Source organism: Lutimonas sp., from assembly GCF_051011215.1.
Lineage (GTDB): Bacteria > Bacteroidota > Bacteroidia > Flavobacteriales > Flavobacteriaceae > Lutimonas.
This window is the reverse complement of record NZ_JBPCUJ010000029.1, coordinates 1-22153: the sequence shown is the minus strand read 5'-3', so window position 1 is coordinate 22153 and position 22153 is coordinate 1. Positions and strand designations below refer to the sequence as shown.

Annotated in this window: 12 protein-coding genes; 10 read left to right on the top strand and 2 right to left on the bottom strand. The window is 37.8% G+C overall.

All coding sequences use genetic code 11. The features are described 5' to 3' along the window. The first annotated feature begins 108 nt into the window (after positions 1-108). From ACR2MV_RS03345 to ACR2MV_RS03310, 8 genes are all read left to right on the top strand, one after another. Positions 109-6186 carry a gliding motility-associated C-terminal domain-containing protein gene (locus ACR2MV_RS03345; RefSeq protein ID WP_434020483.1) on the top strand — a complete coding sequence of 2026 codons (6078 nt, stop codon included), beginning with the start codon at positions 109-111 and terminating at the stop codon, positions 6184-6186. 140 nt (positions 6187-6326) lie between these two features. Continuing rightward, positions 6327-7256 carry a PorP/SprF family type IX secretion system membrane protein gene (locus ACR2MV_RS03340; RefSeq protein ID WP_434020482.1) on the top strand — a complete coding sequence of 310 codons (930 nt, stop codon included), beginning with the start codon at positions 6327-6329 and terminating at the stop codon, positions 7254-7256. Between the two features lie 32 nt (positions 7257-7288). Then, entirely contained in the window at positions 7289-8938 is a 1650-nt protein-coding gene (locus ACR2MV_RS03335) for an OmpA family protein (RefSeq protein ID WP_434020481.1), read from the top strand. Between the two features lie 61 nt (positions 8939-8999). Then, on the top strand, positions 9000-10544 hold the full coding sequence (locus ACR2MV_RS03330) for an OmpA family protein (protein ID WP_434020480.1): 1545 nt from the start codon (positions 9000-9002) through the stop codon (positions 10542-10544). Positions 10545-10669: 125 nt separating this feature from the next. After that, a complete protein-coding gene (ileS, locus tag ACR2MV_RS03325; RefSeq protein WP_434020479.1) occupies positions 10670-14077 on the top strand; it encodes an isoleucine--tRNA ligase in 3408 nt (1135 codons plus the stop codon). A gap of 2 nt (positions 14078-14079) precedes the next feature. After that, entirely contained in the window at positions 14080-14460 is a 381-nt protein-coding gene (locus tag ACR2MV_RS03320; RefSeq protein WP_434020478.1) for a TraR/DksA family transcriptional regulator, read from the top strand. Further along, the gene (locus ACR2MV_RS03315) at positions 14435-15148 is read left to right on the top strand and encodes a hypothetical protein (RefSeq protein WP_434020477.1); all 714 of its coding nucleotides are present in this window, start codon (positions 14435-14437) and stop codon (positions 15146-15148) included. The genes ACR2MV_RS03320 and ACR2MV_RS03315 overlap by 26 nt, the downstream gene beginning before the upstream one ends. 54 nt (positions 15149-15202) lie before the next feature. Next, complete coding sequence (locus ACR2MV_RS03310; protein ID WP_434020487.1) at positions 15203-15913, top strand: lipoprotein signal peptidase; 711 nt, start codon at positions 15203-15205, stop codon at positions 15911-15913. On the opposite strand, the gene ACR2MV_RS03305 is transcribed toward ACR2MV_RS03310, so the two are convergent. Beyond that, positions 15910-17151, bottom strand: coding sequence for a pyridoxal phosphate-dependent decarboxylase family protein (locus ACR2MV_RS03305; RefSeq protein WP_434020476.1), 1242 nt, complete (start codon positions 17149-17151; stop codon positions 15910-15912). The genes ACR2MV_RS03310 and ACR2MV_RS03305 overlap by 4 nt on opposite strands. Positions 17152-17481: 330 nt before the next feature. On the opposite strand from ACR2MV_RS03305, the gene uvrC reads away from it, so the two are divergent. Next, positions 17482-19287 carry an excinuclease ABC subunit UvrC gene (gene uvrC / locus ACR2MV_RS03300; RefSeq protein WP_434020475.1) on the top strand — a complete coding sequence of 602 codons (1806 nt, stop codon included), beginning with the start codon at positions 17482-17484 and terminating at the stop codon, positions 19285-19287. Further along, positions 19284-21518, top strand: a complete 2235-nt coding sequence (locus ACR2MV_RS03295) for a patatin-like phospholipase family protein (protein ID WP_434020474.1) — start codon at positions 19284-19286, stop codon at positions 21516-21518. Before uvrC ends, ACR2MV_RS03295 begins: the two co-directional genes overlap by 4 nt. Before the next feature lie 38 nt (positions 21519-21556). Here the strand turns inward: ACR2MV_RS03295 and ACR2MV_RS03290 are convergent. Then, positions 21557-22153 (bottom strand): efflux RND transporter permease subunit (locus ACR2MV_RS03290; protein WP_434020473.1); only part of this gene is annotated, 597 nt, incomplete at its 5' end.

Here is a 22153-nt window from a genome sequence, read left to right as displayed (position 1 = left end):
ATTAATCATATGAAAACGACGCGATTAAAACAATTATTACATTAGTTTGATAACTAATCGTTTTAATCTCAAAGTTTCCATGTGTTAGAACAAAATAAAATTACACACATGAATATAGATTACTTTACTTTCAATTACGGTAATTCGAAAAGTATATCCTTAAGGCATCGAATTTTAGCCTTTCTGATGTTTTTCTCATTTGCATATACCTATGCGCAGCAGGATATTACGATTATCACTACTTCTGATGATGTTAATTGGTCGATCAATTTTACGAATTCAGGAGGGGCAGCTCTAACATGGTTGGCTTCCGGACCTGGACTTCCTGCTGATATTCCGGGAACAGGTAATAATCCAAATTTTGATTTTAGCGATAATACGTTAAATCAGGATATTACAATTACCATAACGAGTACTGATGATTTTGATTTTGTAACGGTATTGCTTGCGCCAGGGCGTGAAATTAGCTTTGTAGATTTGGCCAATATGGAGAATGTACAGATTCTGGAGATGCCAAGTAATGACCTTTTAGCAATCGACGTGAGCACCAATGTGGCTTTGACGAGATTAAATCTGAATAACAATTCGCTGGCAGCGATTGATATTTCTAATAATGTGAACCTTGAAGAGTTTGACGCCAGTTTTAATGATTTAACGACTGCAGACGTTGCGGGAATTCCTAATCTTGAATTTTTGGATGTTTCCAGTAATCAATTAACTACTATTGATTTAAGTGGAAACAATATGCTGGCCTTGATTAATTTGGAGTTCAACTTATTGAATACTGCTTCTATTGGACAAGTCATTACAGACGTGGAGGCTTATGGCACAGGAGGCTTTGGACATATTTTAAATTTAACAGGAAACCCGGGTGATATACCGGCAAGCTCCATTGATGCCTTGGATCAGTTAATCCTGCGTGGCTGGATTGTAAGGCCACCTGTGATTTATGACTTTGGTGATGCTCCTGATTCTTATGCAACGACAAATGCAAATGGAGGAGCACAGCATATTATTGGAGATGGGGATTTGAATTTAGGAACTGTTTACGATGATGAATTTGATGGATTTCCGGGAGCGGATGCTGATGGGGATGATACAGATAAGGTAGCGGATGAAGATGGTGTTGATCCTTTAGATTTATTGGGGATTTCAACTTCAACTGATAATTTTTCAGTAGATGTGGATTATACAAATAATACCAGTTCTCCGGCAAACATTTATGCATGGATCGATTTTGACAGATCAGGTGCATTTGACGCAGATGAGTTTGCTACCATTGCAATTCCAAATGGTGGTTCTGGATCAGTTACTCTAACATGGTCTAACCTTGTCGCTAATGGAGTTGATATTCTAGAGGGCGATAGCTATGCGAGATTCAGAACTACAACAGATATATTGACGGCAAATGATCCCGGAGGAATCGTTAATAACGGAGAAGTAGAAGATTATTTCTTGGTGATTCAGTTGGATACGGACCGAGACGGTGTGCCTGATGTTTCTGATCTCGATGCAGATAATGATGGGATTTTAAATACGGATGAACCAGGTGATTCAAATACCAATGGTGTTGATGATATGTTGGAATTAGATGCGGATGGAGACAGTTGTTTTGATTCGACTGAGGCCGGGGTAAGAGATGAAGATGCTGATGGATATGTAGGTACCGGAATATTGACATCAGCAAATGTAGATGCTGATGGTTTGGTTATAAGCGATGATAATGGGGCTATTAATTCTCCTGTTGATGCATATGGTCCACTGAATGATTTAAACGGCAACGGAGTTCTTGATTCTCAGGAAGTTGGTCTTGCAGCGAATATTACAACTCAACCTACTGATCAGGAATTGATCATTGGCGATGTGACTTTTACAGTAGTGACTGATTTGGCTGCAGGTGATGAATCATATCAGTGGGAAGAGACTATTGATAATGGACTTAACTGGACTGTAATTGCTGATAACCCAGGTGAATATGCGGGAGCTACAACAGCAAGTTTGGTGGTTACCAATACAGATGTATCGCGATTGTTGCATCGATATAGAGTTGTTGTTAGCAATATTGCTTTTGCATGTGATCCGGAAACAACCTCGGTTGAGGTAACCTATATTACTCCAGATGATTTTGATTTGGATGGTATATTTGACATTGTAGATGTTGATGACGATAATGATGGAATTCTTGACACAGTTGAAGATAATGGTGTTGTAGATAGAGATACCGATACGGATGGATTTCCTGACAGAATTGACCTTGATGCAGACGGCGACGGATGTCCGGATGTTGAAGAAGCTGGTTTTGAGAATAACGGAGCAGATATGCTAGGAAATACTTTGCCTCCGGTTGTAGATGCAGATGGAATGGTAACCAGCGCAACAGATGGTTATACGCCACCAGCCAACAATAACGGATCTGCTGATCCTGATTTTCAGGTTGCTGGATTGGCTGCTGCAATAACCACAGAACCAGTCGACCAGAATCTAATCATTGGAATTTCAACTTTTACTGTAGTTTCAGACGCTGATACATATCAATGGCAGGAAGACAAGCAAGACGGTAACGGATTTGTTGATATAATTGATACAGGAGATTATGCCGGAGCTGAAACAGCGAATTTACAAGTTACAAATAGTGATATAACGAAGTTATTATATAGATACCAGGTAATAGTTTCAAATAGCGCCTTTGTATGTGATCCAACAACCATTTCTGTGGATGTGGGTTATATCACACCAGATGATTTTGATTTGGATGGTGTATTTGATATTGTTGATGTTGATGATGATAATGATGGTATTTTAGATACGGTAGAAGATAATGGAGTCCTTGACAGAGATACGGATGGAAATGGAGCACCGGATAGAATTGACCTCGATGCAGATGGTGATTTTTGTTTTGATGTAGCTGAAGCTGGATTTACAGATGTTAATGGTAACGGTGAGTTAGGAAATAGCCCGGTTACCGTTGATGCTTTTGGCCAGGTTACAAGTGGTTCAGATGGATATACAACCCCGAATGATTTAAATGGAAATTCAATCCCGGATTTCCAGGAAGTGGGAGTTGCTGCAAGCATTACTGCACAGCCTGTTGATCAGGTGTATGACATAGTGGTTGAAAGCACAACTTTTTCTGTGACTGTTGATGCAGTAGCGTCCGATGCTACCTATTTATGGCAGGAAAGAATTGGAGGCGTTGGAGCCTGGATTGATGTAGTTGATGGTAGTGGATATTCCGGGGCAACTACGGCCAACTTGACTGTGCCATCTCCTGCAGATTACGGCAGTGTTTTCAATCTTTACAGGGTGATTGTTTCGAATGTTGCCTATGATTGTGATCCAACTACTACCTCAGAAGAAGTAGGATTTGTGATTCCGGGAGATTTTGATTTAGATGGCGTTTTTGATGTGGTAGATGTTGATGATGATAATGACGGAATTTTAGATACGGTTGAAGATAATGGAATAGTCGATAGAGATACTGATGGAGATGGTTTCCCTGACAGGACTGATTTAGATTCAGATGGTGATTTCTGTTTTGATGTATTGGAGGCAGGTTTTGAAGAAAATGGTAGAGGAGAATTGGGGAATGCTAACCCGGCTGTAGTTGACGCAACTGGTTTGGTAATAAGTGCAACAGATGGTTATACAACACCAAATGATTTGGATGGTAATGGAGTTCCTGATTTTCAAGAGACTGGTAGTCAAGCTACTATAACAACTTCTCCTACCGATCAGCCATTAGCTCCAGGTACTGTGACTTTTTCAGTTGCCGGGAACATTGATACTTTTAGATGGCAGGAAGACAGACAAGATGGAAACGGTTTTGTGGATCTAGTTGATGGTGGAGAGTATTCAGGAGTATCAACTGCAAATTTAGAAATTACAATAACAGATGCCAGTAAGTATTCTTACCAATATCAGGTATATGTAAATAACGTTGCTTTTGCCTGTGGTTTAGAATTTAATTCAGTACAAGTTGGTTTCATACAAGATCAGGTAGATACTGATTTGGATGGTGTTTTTGATGATTTTGATGTCGATGATGATAATGACGGTATTTTTGATACGGTAGAAGGAATGACCACAGATAGTAATGGGAATGGAATTCCTGATAGAATGGAATTAGATGCCGATGGTGATTTGTGTTTTGATGTTATTGAAGCTGGTTTTGAAGATAATGGAAATGGAGAATTAGGAAACGCTCTTCCTCCGGTCGTTGATGCCAATGGTCAGGTAATAAGCGCCACGGATGGGTATACGATCCCGGCTGATTTAGACGGCAATGGAATTTTTGATTTCCAGGAAGCAGGTTCGGCATCGGAGATTACTGTACCACCTCAAGATATTACAATCCAAATTGGCGATGATGCTTCATTTGAAGTCTTTGGGGATGCTACTTTCTACCAATGGCAGTTATATGATGCTGTTGGCGACGTTTGGAATAATGTTGTCGATGATGCAGTTTATTCAGGTGCAACAACGAGTGAGTTGACATTGACTTCTCCTGCGGATACTTTTGATGGAAATATTTACAGAGTTCAATTGACATCGCCAGATTATGTATGTGATCCTAATCCAATTTTAAATTCAGATCAGGCCGTATTGAATATTAATGTATTTGATGCGGATAATGATGGTGTTCCAGATGCTATTGATGTAGATGATGACAACGACGGAATCTTAGATGTTACTGAGTATGATGGTTTACCACCTCTTCTTGATTCAGGTCAGCCAGTACCACCAGAATACGATACTGATAATGATGGTGTTGCAAATCAATTTGATTTGGATTCTGATGATGATTTTTGTTTCGATGTTACCGAGGCAGGGTTTACAGAAAATGGTTCAGGTTTGTTAGGAACTCAAAATCCTCCGGTGGTTGATGCAACTGGTAGAGTGACTAGTGCGACTGACGGTTATACGACTCCAAATGACTTGGATGGAAATGGTACGCCAGATTTTAGAGAGTTCGGTGTAGGTGGCTCAATAGATTCTCAGCCCCAGCCACAAGACTTTGTACTCAATGGAAGTGCTACCTTCTCTGTAGTAGGAGTTGGAGGAGGATATCAGTGGCAAGTCAGCCTTGATGATGTTAATTGGATAGACTTAGCTGATGGAGGTCAATATAGTGGAACATCAACAGCCAATATGACAGTGTCCAATATAGAGATTGACAATTATTTTGAGTTTTATAGAGTAATTCTTACAAATGTTGCCTTGGCTTGTGATACAGGAGAAATTTCGCAAAACACCTTCTTTAATCGATTACCTGACTCAGATCAAGATGGAGTTTTGGATATCATTGATGTAGATGATGATAATGATGGAATTTTTGATACAGTTGAAGGAGAGGTAACGGATACTAATCTTGATGGAATTCCAGATAGAATATCATTGGATTCAGACAGTGATGGTTGTGCTGACGTAAGAGAAGCAGGATTTGACGATAGTGATGGTGACGGAATTTTAGGGATATCTCCTGTTACAGTTAATGCCGTAGGTCAGGTAATTGATCAGCAAGGCGGATACACAACTCCTAACGATTTAGATGCTAATGGAGTCTTTGACTTTCAAGAGTTCGGAGAACCTTCAGTTATTGAAAATCAACCAGAAGACCAAGAGATTACTTTAGGGGATGATGCTGTTTTTGAAGTTTCAGGAACTGCCACATTCTACCAATGGGAAGAAAGCAGAGATAATGGTACCAGTTGGGTTCAATTAACTGAAGGTGGCGCTTATTCCGGCGTAAATTCCGATAGATTAAGAATCACTGGTGTTAGAGGGCGATTCGAACGAAATCTATACAGAGTAGTATTGAGTTCACCTGATTACGCCTGTGATCCAAACTTATTATTGGTTTCTGATGAAGCACAACTAAGATTTAATACAGAATTGATACCTAGTGGATTCTCTCCAAATGGAGATGGAGAAAATGATGTATTCAGTGTGCCTGGATTAATTGAGACTCCAGACTTTACCATGGAAGTCTTTGACAGATGGGGTAACAGTGTGTACAAGTACTTAAATAACGGTAGTTTGAATCCTGACTGGTGGGATGGAAGATCTACCGGAAACATGACCTTGAGCAAAGGGCAGTTAGTGCCTGCAGGGACTTATTTTTACCTGATTCAATATAATGATGGTAATAAGTCGCCAGACAAAGGCTGGGTGTACGTAAATTATTAAGGAATACTAAGAACAGGGCGTTTACAAAGCGCACTGTTCTTTTTTAAAATAAAGGGGAGTAATGAGGTGATTTGTGGATACTCGATGATTTCATTACTATTAAATGACAAGCTGATTGTCAAATGAGTAAAATTTAACAAATGAAAAAAATAACAATTTTCTTAGCTTTTGGTTTTTTATTATTCTTTAACGAGACCAAAGCGCAACAAGATCCTCAGTATACACAATATATGTACAACATGAACGTTGTAAATCCAGCGTATGCTGGTTCAAGAGGAACCTTAAGTTTAGGTTTATTGGGGCGTAGCCAGTGGACGAGTGTTGACGGAGCACCAAAAACATTTACTTTTGATGCTCATGCACCTTTAGGAAAAAAAGTGGGAGTTGGTCTTTCAGTGATTGCTGATGAAATTGGCCCTGCGAAAGAGCAAAATATTTATGCTGATTTTTCCTATACGTTAACCACATCAGACGAAGGAAGGTTAGCCTTCGGATTAAAAGGAGGTGTGACATTGTTAAATGTGAATCTGTTAGATGTAGTATTACCCGAAACATCAAGTGCTGGAGATCCAATATTTGATGAAAACATTAACGATGCATTTCCGAATTTTGGGGCAGGAGTATATTATTATACCAATAAATGGTATGCTGGTTTCTCGGTTCCGAATATTTTAAAATCTGAGCATTTAGATAAAGATAATATCAATACTAAAGCTTCAGAAGAAGTTCATTATTTTTTAACAGGTGGATATGTATTTGATTTATCAAGTACTTTAAAATTCAAACCTTCTTTGATGTTCAAAGGAGTTACCGGAGCACCAGTATCAATTGATATTAATGCCAACTTCCTGTTATATGATAGATTTGAATTGGGAGCAAGTTATAGAATAGAAGATGCTGTGAGTATTCTATTTAATTTTGGAGTTACCCCTGACTTTAGAATTGGATACGCGTATGATTATACAATTTCTGAGTTCTCTAATTCGCAAACCGGAGGTTCACATGAAATCATTTTATTATATGATGTTGACTTCTCAAAGAAGAATTTGAAGTCTCCTAGATTTTTCTAGGACTATATAAAAAACATAAAAAAGGGGAATTTATGAAAAAGTACATTTTGGCATTACTCTTATTTTCGATAGGAGTATCCTATGCCCAGACAGAAGGGGCAGGAAAGTATGCAATTAATAGACTTACCGTAAACTCAAAGAATTCAGATTTTGGAACGGCTTTTTATGGCGAAGACAAATTGGTTTTTGCTTCACCTAAAAAAGGAATTTCTATTGTGAATGATGTTTGGGTCGATAACAATCAGCGATATTTAGAATTGTACGTAGGAGAGATCCAGGAAAATGGAGATCTTGACAATGTGACCTTGATGAAAGGAGAAGTGAACACGCGTTATCATGAGGCCGATGTTGTCTTTACCAGAGATTTGAAAACAGTTTATTTTACCAGAAATAATTTTTACAATAAGAAATTAGCCAGAAGTGAAAAAGAAATGACCAATTTGGCCATGTTTAAAGCTTCTGTGAACGAAAAAGGTGAATGGGTCAATGTAATTCCAATGCCTTTTAATAATGTTGAATATTCAGTCGGACATCCTGCTTTAAGTCCCGATGAGAAAACCCTGTATTTTATTTCTGACATGCCGGGAGGATATGGACAAACAGATATTTTTAAAGTAGCTATCAACCAAAGTGGTTTTGGTAATCCGGAAAACTTAGGTTGGAAGATTAACTCTTCCGCTAAAGAATTTTCACCTTTTGTAGATGGTGAAGTTCTTTATTTTTCTTCTGATAAAGATGGTGGAATGGGAGGTTTTGATGTGTATGCTACACGTTTGGTTGATTATACACCAGAGCCAATTCAATTAAATGCTCCGATCAATTCAAGTGCTGATGATTTTACATTTATTATCAACTCAAAAACGAGAAAGGGCTATGTTTCTTCAAACAGAAGTGGTGGTGAAGGTGACGATGATATTTACTCTTTTATCGAAGAAGAACCGGTTGTATTTAAATGCAGTCAGTTGATCACAGGAGAGGTGAGAGACCAAAACACAACTGAAATTATTCGTGGAGCAGTGGTAGCGATCAAAGACACAGATGGAAACATAGTGAAAGAGGTGGTCGTTGATGAAGAAGGTGTTTTTGAACTTCCGGTATATTGTGACACAAGTTATAAATTAGAAGGTAGTAAAGAAGGCTATACGACTCAGAGCAAGTCTTTAACCACTTCGATGGAAGCAGATAAGAAATTAAAACTTTTGATCTTATTGGGAACCGGAGAAATAGTAGAACAGGCAGAAGCTCCAGTCGCTATTGTTGAAGACAAACCAGAAGGACTTCCGGAGGTTTTACCAGAAGAAATAGTAAAAGTCAGACCAAGTACCTATGTCGTAAATATAGAACCAATTTATTTCGAACTGAATTCATCTTACTTAAACAAGGATGCGAAAATAGAATTGGATAAAGTGATTGACCTGATGCATAAATATCCTGATATGATAATCGAGTCAGGTTCCCATACAGATTCAAGAGGTATTGTGGGTTATAACACCTGGTTGTCAACCAGAAGAGCAGCTTCTACTGTAAACTATATCATTGACAGCGGCATCGATCCGAGTAGGATTACCGGAAAGGGATATGGAGAAACTCAACTTATCAACGGATGTTCGGATGGAGTCGAATGTACCGAGGCACAACACGCGATGAACAGGCGTACCGAATTTGTGATCATAAAAATGTAATCAATTTGAATACTAAAAGCCAACGAATTTCGTTGGCTTTTTAATAAAGTATTATCAACGTATGAAAAGATTATTCTTCATTATATTCTTGTGTTATTCTGTTGCTTCTTTCGCTCAGTTAACTGCTGCGCAATATGAGGTAAAAAGCCTGGAGGCCAATTCCGAAAATGGGGATTTTGGAACAACCTTTTACGGTCCGAATAAAATCGTGTTTTCTTCATCGAGAAAAAATGGAATTTCAAATAAAACCTGGGATGGTAATGACCAGCCTTTTTTGGATTTATACATAGGTAATGTTGAAGCCAATGGTGAAATTACCAAGGTAAGACCATTTTCTAATGCCGTGAATTCAAAATACCACGATGCTATGGTTGCTTTCTCACCTGATCTAAGTCAAATCTATTTTACGTCTAATAATTATATGGACGGAAAGGTTCGATCTGGAAATCTAAAGATATTTAGGGCAAATGTTGGTGTTTCCGGAGGTAGGACCAATGTGCAAACCCTCACAATCAATAACGATAAATTCAGTACAGGTCATCCATTTGTTTCAAAAGATGGCAAGAAGTTGTACTATATTTCTGATATGCCGGGAGGCGAAGGAGGAACAGATATTTATGTGGCCACTATTAATAATGGTCATTACGGAGCACCTAAGAATCTTGGACCTACAGTGAATTCCAAGTATAAAGAATACTCGCCTTTTGTCGATGGGGATATCTTATACTTTTCTTCAAATAAGCCAGGTGGCGAAGGAGGGTTTGATATTTACATGACAAAACTTGACGGTTCCATACCAGAACCGATCAACCTTGGTAAGCCAATGAACAGTAAAGGAGATGATATTTCATTTATTATCAATAGAGATACTCAAAGAGGGTATTTTTCGTCTAACAGACGTGGAGGTAAAGGAGATGATGATATCTATCGATTTAAGGAATTAACCGTGAATCCGATTTGTGATCAGGTAATTCGGGGTGTAATTGTGGATGCAAAGTCAGAACAACCTTTACCAAATGCTTTTGCAGCGATCTATAATAGCAAAGGAGAAAAGGTAAGAAGGATAGAAACATTAAAAGACGGAGAATTCTTCTTCAAGGTTAAATGCGATGAAAGTTATAAGATTGGCGGAGATAAGTATGGTTTTTTCGAAGCGGATACAACATTTGTTACCTCAAGAGAAAATGGGTATGAGAATGTAATTGCCATAAAGCTGAAAGAAAAGGAATTCATAGAAATGAATGGGAAGGAAGTTTTAAACGTGAAGTCAATTGAGTTTGAATTGAACAAAGCCGATATTGCCAAAAGTTCTTATGAGAATCTGGCGAAAGTGGTTCGTCTCATGGAAAAATTCCCGAATATGATCATACAATTTGGCGCTCATACCGATGCAAGAGGAGGAGATGGATACAATATGTGGCTGTCTCAAAAAAGAGCCTCTGAGACGGTGCGATACCTGATTGGTATCGGAGCAGATCCAAGAAGAATTACCGGTAAAGGATTTGGGGAAACGAAATTGGTCAATGAATGTTCAAATGGGGTTAAATGCTCAGAAGTACAACATCAGCAGAACAGAAGAACAGAATTTGTAGTGATTAAAAAATAATTTACTGAAAATCAACAAGAACAAGTGAAGCATCTGTCTTTTGGCGGATGCTTTTTTGTTTGATATGAACGAAAATTTTAAGAAAATATGTACTTTTGCGGCTTTAATAGAATTCGCAAGAAAACATGGGTCAGATTTTTAATGAATACAAGGGATTAAATCTTCCGAGCATTGCCGATAAAACTCTCGAATTTTGGGAGGACAACAATATATTTGAACAAAGTATCAGCTCCCGAGAAGGTAAGGAGCCTTTTGTGTTTTTTGAAGGCCCGCCATCGGCGAATGGTCTGCCTGGAATTCACCATGTTATGGGTCGGGCTATTAAAGATCTATTCTGTCGTTATAAAACCTTAAAAGGATACCAGGTGCAGCGCAAAGCTGGTTGGGACACCCATGGTTTACCCATAGAATTGGGCGTAGAAAAAGAACTTGGAATAACCAAGGAGGACATAGGTACAAAAGTCAGCGTTGAGGAGTATAACCAGGCATGTAAAAAAGCGGTGCTGAGGTATACGGATGTGTGGGAAAATCTGACCAAAAAGATGGGTCATTGGGTAGACATGAATGATCCTTATGTGACGTACAAACCAAAGTATATGGAAACACTTTGGTGGTTGCTCAAAGAATTATATACCAAAGATTTACTCTACAAAGGATATACCATACAACCCTATTCTCCAAAGGCAGGAACAGGTTTGAGCTCTCATGAGTTAAATCAACCCGGCACCTATCAGGATGTAACAGATACCACGGTTGTTGCTCAGTTTAAAGCTATCAAAGATAGTTTGCCTGAACAGTTACAAACTATCGATGGCGAGATATTTATTTTAGCCTGGACGACTACACCTTGGACACTTCCTTCAAATACGGCGCTTACAGTAGGAAAGAAGATCGATTATGTAGTTGTAAAAACCTTTAACCAGTATACATTTGAACCAATCAATGTTGTACTCGCAAAAAAATTGGTTGCTTATCAAATGGGTAAGAAGTTTCAAGAAGTTGAAACTCAAGATGACTTAAAAGCATATAAAGAAGGAGACAAAACGATTCCTTACTGGGTTGTTGCCGAATGCAAAGGAGCGGATTTAGTGGAGTCGCGGTATGAGCAATTACTTCCATTTGCTTTGCCTTATAAAAACGCTGAAAATGCGTTTAGAGTGATTGCTGGTGATTTTGTGACCACAGAAGATGGTACAGGGATCGTACATACGGCACCTACTTTTGGAGCTGATGATGCCTTGGTAGCCAAACAGGCCAGTCCTGAAGTTCCTCCTATGCTCGTGTTGGATTCATTTGATAATCCAGTTCCTTTGGTAGATTTACAAGGTAAGTTTATAGGCAATATGGGTGCATATGGTGGGAAGTATGTGAAGAATGAATATTATGATGAGGGTCAAGAGCCTGAACGATCTGTGGATGTCGAGCTGGCAATACAGCTCAAAGAAGAGAACAGGGCATTTAAAGTTGAAAAATACAAGCACAGCTATCCAAATTGCTGGAGAACTGATAAGCCGATTTTATATTATCCCTTGGATTCCTGGTTTATTAAAGTCACGGACAAACGCGATAGAATGTACGACCTGAATCAAACCATCAACTGGAAGCCTAAATCAACAGGCGAAGGCAGGTTTGGTAACTGGTTGCAGAATGCCAATGACTGGAATTTGTCCCGATCAAGATTCTGGGGTACTCCTTTGCCGATTTGGAGATCTAAGGATGGGGCGGAAGAGATCATCATTGGATCCATAGAAGAGTTAAAATCTGAAATGAAAAAATCTGTAGAAAAAGGTTTTATGGATAAAGACATTTTTGAAGATTTTGTAGTCGGTGACATGAGCGAGGAAAATTATGACAAGGTAGACCTTCACAAAAATATCGTTGATCAAATTGTATTAGTATCTGATTCTGGGAAGGCCATGACAAGAGAATCTGATTTGATTGATGTATGGTTTGATTCAGGAGCTATGCCTTATGCGCAGTGGCATTATCCATTTGAGAATCGCAATAAAATTGATAATAATGAGTTTTTTCCAGCTGATTTTATAGCAGAAGGAGTTGACCAGACTAGAGGATGGTTTTATACCTTGCATGCCATAGCTACTATGAACTTTGACAGTGTCGCTTATAAGAATGTTGTCTCTAATGGTTTGGTTTTAGACAAGAATGGTAAAAAGATGTCTAAGAGATTGGGCAACGCGGTAGATCCGTTTGAGACCATGAAAAAGTATGGACCGGATGCCACCAGATGGTATATGATCTCCAACGCCAACCCTTGGGATAATTTGAAATTTGATATTGATGGGATTGAAGAGGTTCGAAGGAAATTTTTCGGAACCTTATACAATACCTATTCATTTTTCTCATTATATGCGAACATTGATAACTTCACTTATTCAGAGCCGGATATTGCCATCAATGAAAGACCTGAAATAGATCGTTGGGTTTTATCGGAATTAAACTCTTTGATTGACAAGGTAGACGGATATTATAATGACTATGAGCCAACAAAGGCTGCAAGAGCCATTCAGGATTTTGTGGGTGAAAACCTGAGTAACTGGTATGTCAGATTATGCAGAAGAAGGTTTTGGAAGGGTGAATATCAGAAAGATAAGATCTCAGCCTATCAAACACTGCACACCTGTTTGTTGACTATCAGTAAAATGTCATCTCCGATCGCTCCGTTTTTTATGGATAATTTGTACCGAGATTTAACAAAAAACGTTTCTAAAAATAAATTAAGTTCTGTACATTTGGGTGAATTTCCAATATCTGATGGCGCATTGATCGATTCGTCTCTGGAGAGAAAGATGCAGAAAGCACAATCAATTTCATCGATGGTGTTATCGCTTAGGAAAAAGGAAATGATTAAAGTTCGCCAACCCTTGCAAAAAATAATGATTCCTGTTACTGATAAACAGGATAAGTTGGATATTGAAGCTGTATCCAGTTTGATTATTTCGGAGGTGAATGTAAAAGAAATTGAGTTATTGCAGGATGCTTCAGGTATCTTGATTAAGAATATCAAACCTAATTTCAAGGTCCTCGGACCAAAATATGGGAAAGACATGCGATTTGTTGCTCAGGCCGTAAATGGGATGTCGGAAGAAGAGATTGGAGTTATAGATCAAGAAGGTGAAATAAACCTGGAGATCAATGGGAAAGAAGCAACACTTTTATTAGAAGAAGTTGAAATTACAACCCAGGATATTGAAGGTTGGTTAGTTGCTAATCAAGGCAATTTAACAGTAGCTTTGGACGTTTCTATATCAGAGGACTTAAAGAATGAAGGAATTGCCAGAGAACTGGTCAACAGAATTCAGAATTTAAGGAAAGAAAGCGGCCTTGATATTACGGATCGGATCAAACTATATATTAAGAAAGATGGGATAGTTGATCAGGCAATAGCAGCGAATGAAGCATATATTAAAAATGAAACACTAACAAAAGAATTAATATTAAAGGAAGAAGTTGAAAATGGGAATGATATTGTATTTGATGAAGTCAATACAGCATTGTTTTTAGAAAAAGTATAGAGATGAGCGATAACAAAGTAAGATACTCAGATCAGGATTTAGCAGAGTTTAAATCGATCATAGAAGAAAAGATCAAACACGCACAGCACGATTTAAGTTTGATAGAAAGTACGTTTAAAAATGACAGTAATAATGGTACAGATGATACCTCTCCAACCTTTAAGGCTTTTGAAGAAGGATCAGAAACCATGTCGAAAGAAGCCAATGTGCAGTTGGCTATCAGACAGGAAAAATTTATCCGAGATCTAAAAAATGCACTTTTAAGAATTGAGAACAAGTCTTATGGAATTTGTAGGGTCACAGGAAACCTTATTAAAAAGGAGCGTTTAAAATTAGTTCCTCACGCCACGCTAAGTATTGAGGCAAAAAACCAACAATATTAGAAGAAGCAATAGATATAACAGAATAAAAGGATCATTTTTATGGGTCCTTTTACTGTTTTCTTATTGGTCTTATGGCCAGAAAATTGTCGAGAAGAGAATTGATTCCCAACTCGATAATGTTCTTATAGAATTTGATCTTATCGATCATATTGAAGTTTTTAGCAGCACGGGTTCAGAAATTGTAGTTCGGGCAGAAGGGGAGTTACAGACACCAAAATTCCAATTAAGCGAACAAGCATCCCATATCGTTATTCAAGGGCATCAACAATTGAACGCGGAAGAGACTTTTGACCAAGACAAGGTATGTTCGGTTGAACCTAATTACGCATCTTACAAAATCTATATTCCTGAAAACAAGGTTTTATTTATATCCTTTAAAGAAGGAAATTTTTATGCCGACGCTTATGATGGGGTGATCAACCTCAAAGTTGAAGATGGTATAGTGAAATTAAATCGCCTGAGTTATGATACTCATATAGAATTGAATACCGGAAGTGTCTTTGTAAAAAATATGATTCATACGGATATTTTTGCTAAAACAAATTTGGGCACTTTAGTAACAGACCTGCCAGGTAAGAGTCCAGTTAGAGAAAATAATATTTTTGAAAAGAAAGGGAAGGAAACAGATACATCACTTATAATAAGAGCTATTATGGCAAATATTTATTTGTATGAATCAAAAGGTTAATTTTTAGTATTATTGTAGCGCCAAAAAAGTTCGTTTAGTCAGACCAAAGAAAAGATATTTGTGAAAAGAGCCATTATTATTATCATCGTCATACTTTTGATAGATCAGGTATCAAAGATTTACATTAAAACGAATTTTGTTCTTAGTGAAGAAATTAAGGTTTTTGGGCTGGACTGGTTCAGGATTCACTTTTTAGAGAATAATGGAATGGCCTGGGGCAAGGAGTTTGGAGGGAAGTCAGGGAAACTCTTCTTAACGCTTTTCAGGTTGGTCGCTATCGCTGGTATAGGTTATTGGTTGTACGATGCGGTTAAGAACAAGGCACATAAAATATTAATAACTGCCATTGCCTTTATATTTGCGGGAGCGCTTGGTAACATTATAGATTCAGTTTTTTACGGAATTTTCTTTAGTGACAGTTACAGACAAGTAGCCACTTTTTTACCTCCTGAAGGTGGGTATAATTCATTGTTTTACGGCAAAGTAGTCGACATGTTATACTTCCCGATCGTAGATACCATGTTACCGGATTGGGTTCCAAGTATTAGTTTCGATTTTCCTGAATGGTTGCCGCTCTTAGGAGGCGATCATTTCTCTATTTTTGAAAATAGAAATTTAACATTTTTTGACCCAGTATTTAACGTAGCTGATACGGCAATTAGTTCCGGAGTAGGATTATTAATCGTCTTTAACAAGACTATATTCCCTAAAAAAAAACCTGATGCTTCTGAAATAATAGCAGAAGAGCACGAACTTACTACTTAGGTCACTTGCATTCGCTCCTTAAGCGCATCAATAAGTTGTAATAGGTTATCTATTTCAACATGATCCATAATGACCACTTTATACCATTGATTTTTGTCATTATGCTGTTCCGGTACCAGGTCAAATTTTTCAGCAATGTCTTTGGGTACATGAGATGAATACATGGTAACAATGTTCATGTTTTCATCTCTGAAATATGGAATCTCGAGCATATCAAGTTGCTTGCAAAACCAATTGGTACGCATCAGTAACACACTGATTTTTTCATACCAGCCATAAGGACCGTAGGTAAAAAGAATCATATATACTGCGATCGCATTGGCACCCGATCTGCTTCCACATAAAGTTAGGTCCATACCTTCAACATATTCGGCTTCTTTGGTCAGCACATTTTCTATAAGACCTTTTCTGCTCAAATACACACCCGTTCCATAGGGAGCCTGTAACATCTTGTGGGCATCAATGGTAATGGAAGACACCTTTGGGTTTGAGAAATTAATCTTTGATTTAAGATTGCTAAAGGGATAAACGAATCCACCATAGGCTCCGTCAATATGTAATTTATAATCGAGGTCCAAACGCTCCAAAAGATCCGTATATACATCAGGATCATCTACTGAACCAAACATCGTAGTGGCCATATTGGCAATCACGATAAAGTATTTTTTTCCCTGAGCCACTGCTTCCTTCACGATTTTTTCAAGGGCAATCGGATCGATGGTTCTATCTTCAAATTTGACAGGGATACTCAAAAGATCTAAGCTTAGAATGTTAGATGCCTTGGGCATGGAGTAATGTGTATCTTCAGAAGCAAGGATTGCAATTTCAGAATTCTTTGCGTTGAATTTGTGATTGTAAAAATTTCGGAACACCCATATCGCCTGAATATTAGCCTCGGTTCCTCCTGGAGCTATATAGCCATCAAATTGTTCATCTTCCATTTTGAAAAAATCGACAGCAAGTACACGTAAGACTTCTCTTTCAATTTCTTGTGTTCCTTTAAAGGCACTTTCAGAAGAACCATAGGTATGGCATCCGATATGATTCGGGTTGGCTACATAGGTCTTCAGTGTAGGGGCATCTTTTAAAAAAGGAGCATCGCTGTAAAACACCTTATCATCCAGTTTCGAAGCTGGGTAACCAAGAGAGGTATCATTTTCAAAATCAACATTTTCTTTTAGAGCTACTTCAATTCTGGATTGAAGTTTTGCGTGACTAAGTTTTTTCCAATATTTCATATCCTTGAATATTAAAAACGTATTTTTATGTTTTCGAATGTGGATGTAAAAATACGAATTACCGAGCTATAAAGACGTGATAAACAGGCCTTGTGGGCAGAGATTTGTATTTTTATTGAATTGACAAGAATTTGAAAATTATTTCTTCAATGCGATTTTTTTTGAAGTTGAGAAATGTGATAAAGAGAAGAATTTTATCTAAAAAATAGTGAATTCAAAATGATGAATTCAACTTCTGGTTAAAATTTAATTCTAAATTTTTGAATTTGCCGGATTTGGGCGTCAATTGCTGTGTGAAAAGGAAGTATTATTTTAAGTATAAGTTGTTAGTTGGAATTAGAAGTACAAATTAAGTCATTACCGAATTCACCTGGTGTATATCAGTACTATGATCGTACTGATAAGCTCTTGTATATCGGTAAAGCAAAAAACCTAAAAAAAAGGGTTGCCTCCTATTTCACAAAGACTCATGAAAATGGCAAGACCCGGGTATTGGTTAAAAAAATTGCCCATATCAAACATATTGTTGTTGAAACAGAAACAGATGCTTTATTATTAGAAAATAACCTGATAAAAAAGTACCAGCCAAGATATAATGTACTTCTCAAAGATGATAAAACGTATCCATGGATTTGCATTAAAAAAGAATCCTTTCCTCGTGTGTTTTTAACAAGAAATGTTTGGAAGGATGGATCTGAGTATTATGGCCCATATACATCTGTAAAAACGGTGAGGGCCATTCTTTCGCTGATCAAGGAATTATACCCCTTGCGGAGTTGTGCCTATAATTTGTCGGCTGAAAACATAGAAAACAAAAAGTACAAAGTTTGCCTGGAATACCATATTAAAAACTGTAAAGGAGCATGTGAAGGATTACAGTCAGAGGCGTCATACGATCAGGATATCAAGGAGATTCGAAATATAATAAAAGGTCATTTTAAATCGTCCTTAAAGAGATTCGAAAAGCTGATGTATGAATTTGCTGAGAAGGCTGAATATGAGGAGGCTCATAAAATCAAGGAAAAAATAGAATTGCTGTCTAATTATCAAGCGAAATCGACCGTGGTGAACCCTAGCATTACTAATGTGGATGTGTTTAGTATTGTGTCGGATGAAGTGTTTGCTTATGTCAATTTTCTTAAGATCACCAATGGGGCTATTATCCAATCACATACCGTTGAGATTAAAAAGAAGTTGGATGAAGATGATAAAGCCCTGCTGGAACTGGCAATTGTAGAAATTAGGGATCGGTTTAAATCAACATCATCTGAATTGTATACTCCCATAAAAGTAGAAATTGGGGAAATTGTAAAAGTGACGGTCCCTAAACAAGGGGATAAGAAAAGAATCGTTGATTTATCAGTGCGAAATGCTAAATATTTTAGACAAGAACGATTTAAGCAGATTCAGATTGTGGATCCAGACAGGCATACCAAAAGGATCATGGCGCAGATGCAAAAAGACTTGCGATTAAAGGAAGAACCGAGACATATAGAATGTTTTGACAACTCGAATATACAGGGAAGCCATCCTGTGGCGGCCTGTGTTGTTTTTAAAAATGGAAAACCAGACAAAAAAGAATACAGGCATTTTAATATAAAAACAGTAGAAGGCCCTGATGATTATGCCTCTATGGAAGAAGTGGTACACAGACGTTATAAGCGCTTGTTGGAAGAGGAAAGGGACCTACCGCAACTCGTCGTAATAGATGGTGGGAAAGGGCAACTATCATCGGCATTGAAGAGCCTGGAAGTTTTGGGTCTTCGTGGTAAAATAGCCATTATCGGTATCGCTAAAAGACTGGAGGAAATATATTATCCCGGAGATTCCATTCCTTTATATCTTGATAAAAAATCAGAATCGCTGAAAATTATTCAACAGCTCAGAAACGAAGCACATCGGTTTGGAATTACCCACCATAGAAATAAGAGAAGTAAAGGAGCTATCAATAGCGACTTATCGAACATCAATGGCATTGGAGAAAAGACAGTTTTAACCTTGTTAAAAAAATTTAAGTCAATAAAAAGGATTAAATCTGCAACGTTTGAGGATCTTGAGCAACTTATAGGTAAGGACAAGGCTTCAAAAGTGAGCCAGCATTTTAAAATCGAACATCCCCCAAAATCGACTGAATGAAATACATCCTTCTTTTTTTATGCATTTTTGGCAGTTATTCAAGCTATGCCCAAGAACCTGAGCTTACTGAAAAAGAGATCAAAGTTGGTTTGGTTCTCAGTGGTGGTGGTGCAAAAGGCTTTGCTCATGTGGCGGTCCTCAAAAAGCTTGAAGAGGCAGGTGTCAGGGTTGATTACATAGCCGGCACGAGTATGGGTGCCATAATCGGAGGTTTGTACGCTTCTGGATATAATGCCTCAGAATTAGATTCAGTGCTCAGAGTACATGATTTGAATGGATTAGTCAGGGATGATCTGCCAAGAGAAGTTTCTTCCTTTTATCAAAAGGAAAATGATGGGAAATATGCCATATCTCTTCCTTTGGTAAAAAGAAAAATCGAATTGCCATCGGCTGTTTCTAAAGGCCAAAATGCTTTTAATATTTTTTCTGAATTGACTGAGCATGTGCATGGAGTAGAAGACTTCAGCAAATTAGACATTCCCTTCTTTTGTATTGCAACAAATCTCGAAACTGGAGAAGAGGTGGTTTTAGATCAAGGATTTCTGCCGGAAGCAATTCGGGCAAGTGGTTCATTTCCGGGCCTGCTGACCCCGGTAAAAGTTAATGGTCAGGTACTGGTTGATGGAGGAATTGCGGATAATTTCCCTGTGGAGAAAATGAAAGAGAAAGGAGTAGATTATATTATTGGAGTCAATGTTTCAGGAGGGTTAAGAGATATTGAAAACATCAACACCCTACCGGAAGTTCTGATGCAGATTGCAGGATTCCAGATGTATAATAAACTGCAGGACAAAATTGAAATGTCTGATTTGTACATCAGACCTGAACTGGATGAGTTCACAACTTTTTCATTTGATGATAGTGAAGCGATTATGAAGAAAGGAGCGCTTGCCATGTTAAAAGTAATGGATACTCTGGAAGCGCTCGCGTTGCGACAAAAAGGAGGGGTGCGTCAAAGGTCGATTCATACGAATCCAGGACAGGACGAATTTATCTTCAAAGAAATCATCATAAAGGGTAATAGAAACTATACGGATAAATACTGTATTAAAAAATTAGGACTGGAGAAGAACGAAATCATCAGTAGAAGTGATTTTATGCGAGGAATTGATGTGTTAACAGCTACCGGAAATTTTGAGAGTGTCTTTTATAAATTAACTCCGGTGGAAGGCGGTACCAGGGTAGAGTTTGATATTTCAGAGAATAAGGAAGAGACCTTAATTCAATTCGGAGCTCACTATGATGATCTTTACAAAACTGGTATTTTAGTCAATTTGACCAATAAACACTTGTTCTTTAAGAATGACTTTATTTCTGCGGATTTTATTGTAGGAGATAATATCCGGTATAATATTGATTATTTTTATGACAATGGTTTCAACTGGAGTTTCGGCTTAAATACGAGGTATAATACTTTTAAGGCTGATATTGTTTCCAGCACACTTCCCGAGGTAAGATCAGGTGGCCAGCTTCAAACAGGATTAAAGATACCGATTCGGTATATTGATTTTACCACCCGACTTTTTTTGCAATCGACTATTAAAGATCGATGGGCTTTTCGAATAGGGCTGGAGCATAAGTTTTTAAATACTTTTACTGATGAAATCATCGATGATGAGACCAACAGGATATACTTTGAGAAAAGTCATTTTTTAAATGCTTTTGGAAAAATTATGCTGGACACTTATGACACCAAGTATTTTCCTAAAAAAGGGGTCTTTTTAAATAGTGAATATTTGCTATATGGGGTGTCGAGTGATTTTAATAATAATTTCAACACTTTTGCGCAATTGTCGGGCAGGGTAGGTTTTGCCTATACTTTTTTTGATAAATTGACAACGCATATTATATCTGAAGCTGGCGTAACTTTAGGGAGCAATGAAAACCAGGTACTCGATTATCATTTAGGAGGATATAATGAAAACTATATCAACACATTCGTTCCGTTTTACGGGTATGGTTTTGCAGAATTGAATGAATCTGCTTTCCTTAGAACTGCCTTGACAGTGCGGTACGAGTTGTTTAAAAAGAATTTTTTATCCTTTACAGGGAATTTTGGACGAATCAATGATGATATCTGGAATGACGGAAGGATTTTCGAGGAGACCCGATCGGGATATGCAGCAGGTTATGGCATCAATACAATTATTGGCCCCATAGAATTGCTGTATTCATGGAATCCGGATAACAATCAGGACTATTGGTATATCAATGTTGGATTCTGGTTCTAGACATAAAAAAAACCGAGCTTTGCTCGGTTTTTTTATTTTTATGCTGCCATTTTTTCTGTGGGTTTGGATTTACTTTTTAACCACATTTTGAATCTGGTTACCAAATAAAACAGAATCGGTACAACCACCAGTGTTAAGAAGGTGGCAATAAATAATCCATAGATTACGGTCCATGCCAGTGGTCCCCAAAACACTACATTGTCTCCCCCCACATAGATTTGCGGATCAAATTCTGTAAACAAGGTATAGAAGTTAATGTTAAAACCAACGGCCAGCGGAATTAAGCCTAAGATAGTGGTAATTGCGGTCAATAGAACAGGACGCAACCTTGCTTTACCAGCTTTTACAATACTTTCAAGTAAGTCGGCCTTTTCTAAATAATCATCTTCATCTAATTCCAGTGTTGCCTTTTTTCTATCGATCAATAGCTGTGTATAATCTAGCAATACCACTCCGTTGTTCACTACGATCCCTGCTAAGGAAATAATTCCCATCATCGTCATCATAATCACAAATGAACTTCCCGTGGCAACAAGCCCACTGAATACTCCAATTAAACTCAAGAATATGGCCAGCATGATTATTCCTGGTTTTGAAACTGAATTAAATTGAAATATTAGAATAAGGAATATCAG

What these genes read in the sequence shown, in the direction of transcription:
- ACR2MV_RS03340 (WP_434020482.1), top strand. Translation starts at nt 6,327, where the DNA reads ATGAAAAAAATAACAATTTTCTTAGCTTTTGGTTTTTTATTATTCTTT.
- ACR2MV_RS03330 (WP_434020480.1), top strand. Translation starts at nt 9,000, where the DNA reads ATGAAAAGATTATTCTTCATTATATTCTTGTGTTATTCTGTTGCTTCT.
- ACR2MV_RS03305 (WP_434020476.1), bottom strand. Translation starts at nt 17,151, where the DNA reads ATGAAATATTGGAAAAAACTTAGTCACGCAAAACTTCAATCCAGAATT.
- ileS (WP_434020479.1), top strand. Translation starts at nt 10,670, where the DNA reads ATGGGTCAGATTTTTAATGAATACAAGGGATTAAATCTTCCGAGCATT.
- ACR2MV_RS03295 (WP_434020474.1), top strand. Translation starts at nt 19,284, where the DNA reads ATGAAATACATCCTTCTTTTTTTATGCATTTTTGGCAGTTATTCAAGC.
- ACR2MV_RS03320 (WP_434020478.1), top strand. Translation starts at nt 14,080, where the DNA reads ATGAGCGATAACAAAGTAAGATACTCAGATCAGGATTTAGCAGAGTTT.
- ACR2MV_RS03335 (WP_434020481.1), top strand. Translation starts at nt 7,289, where the DNA reads ATGAAAAAGTACATTTTGGCATTACTCTTATTTTCGATAGGAGTATCC.
- ACR2MV_RS03345 (WP_434020483.1), top strand. Translation starts at nt 109, where the DNA reads ATGAATATAGATTACTTTACTTTCAATTACGGTAATTCGAAAAGTATA.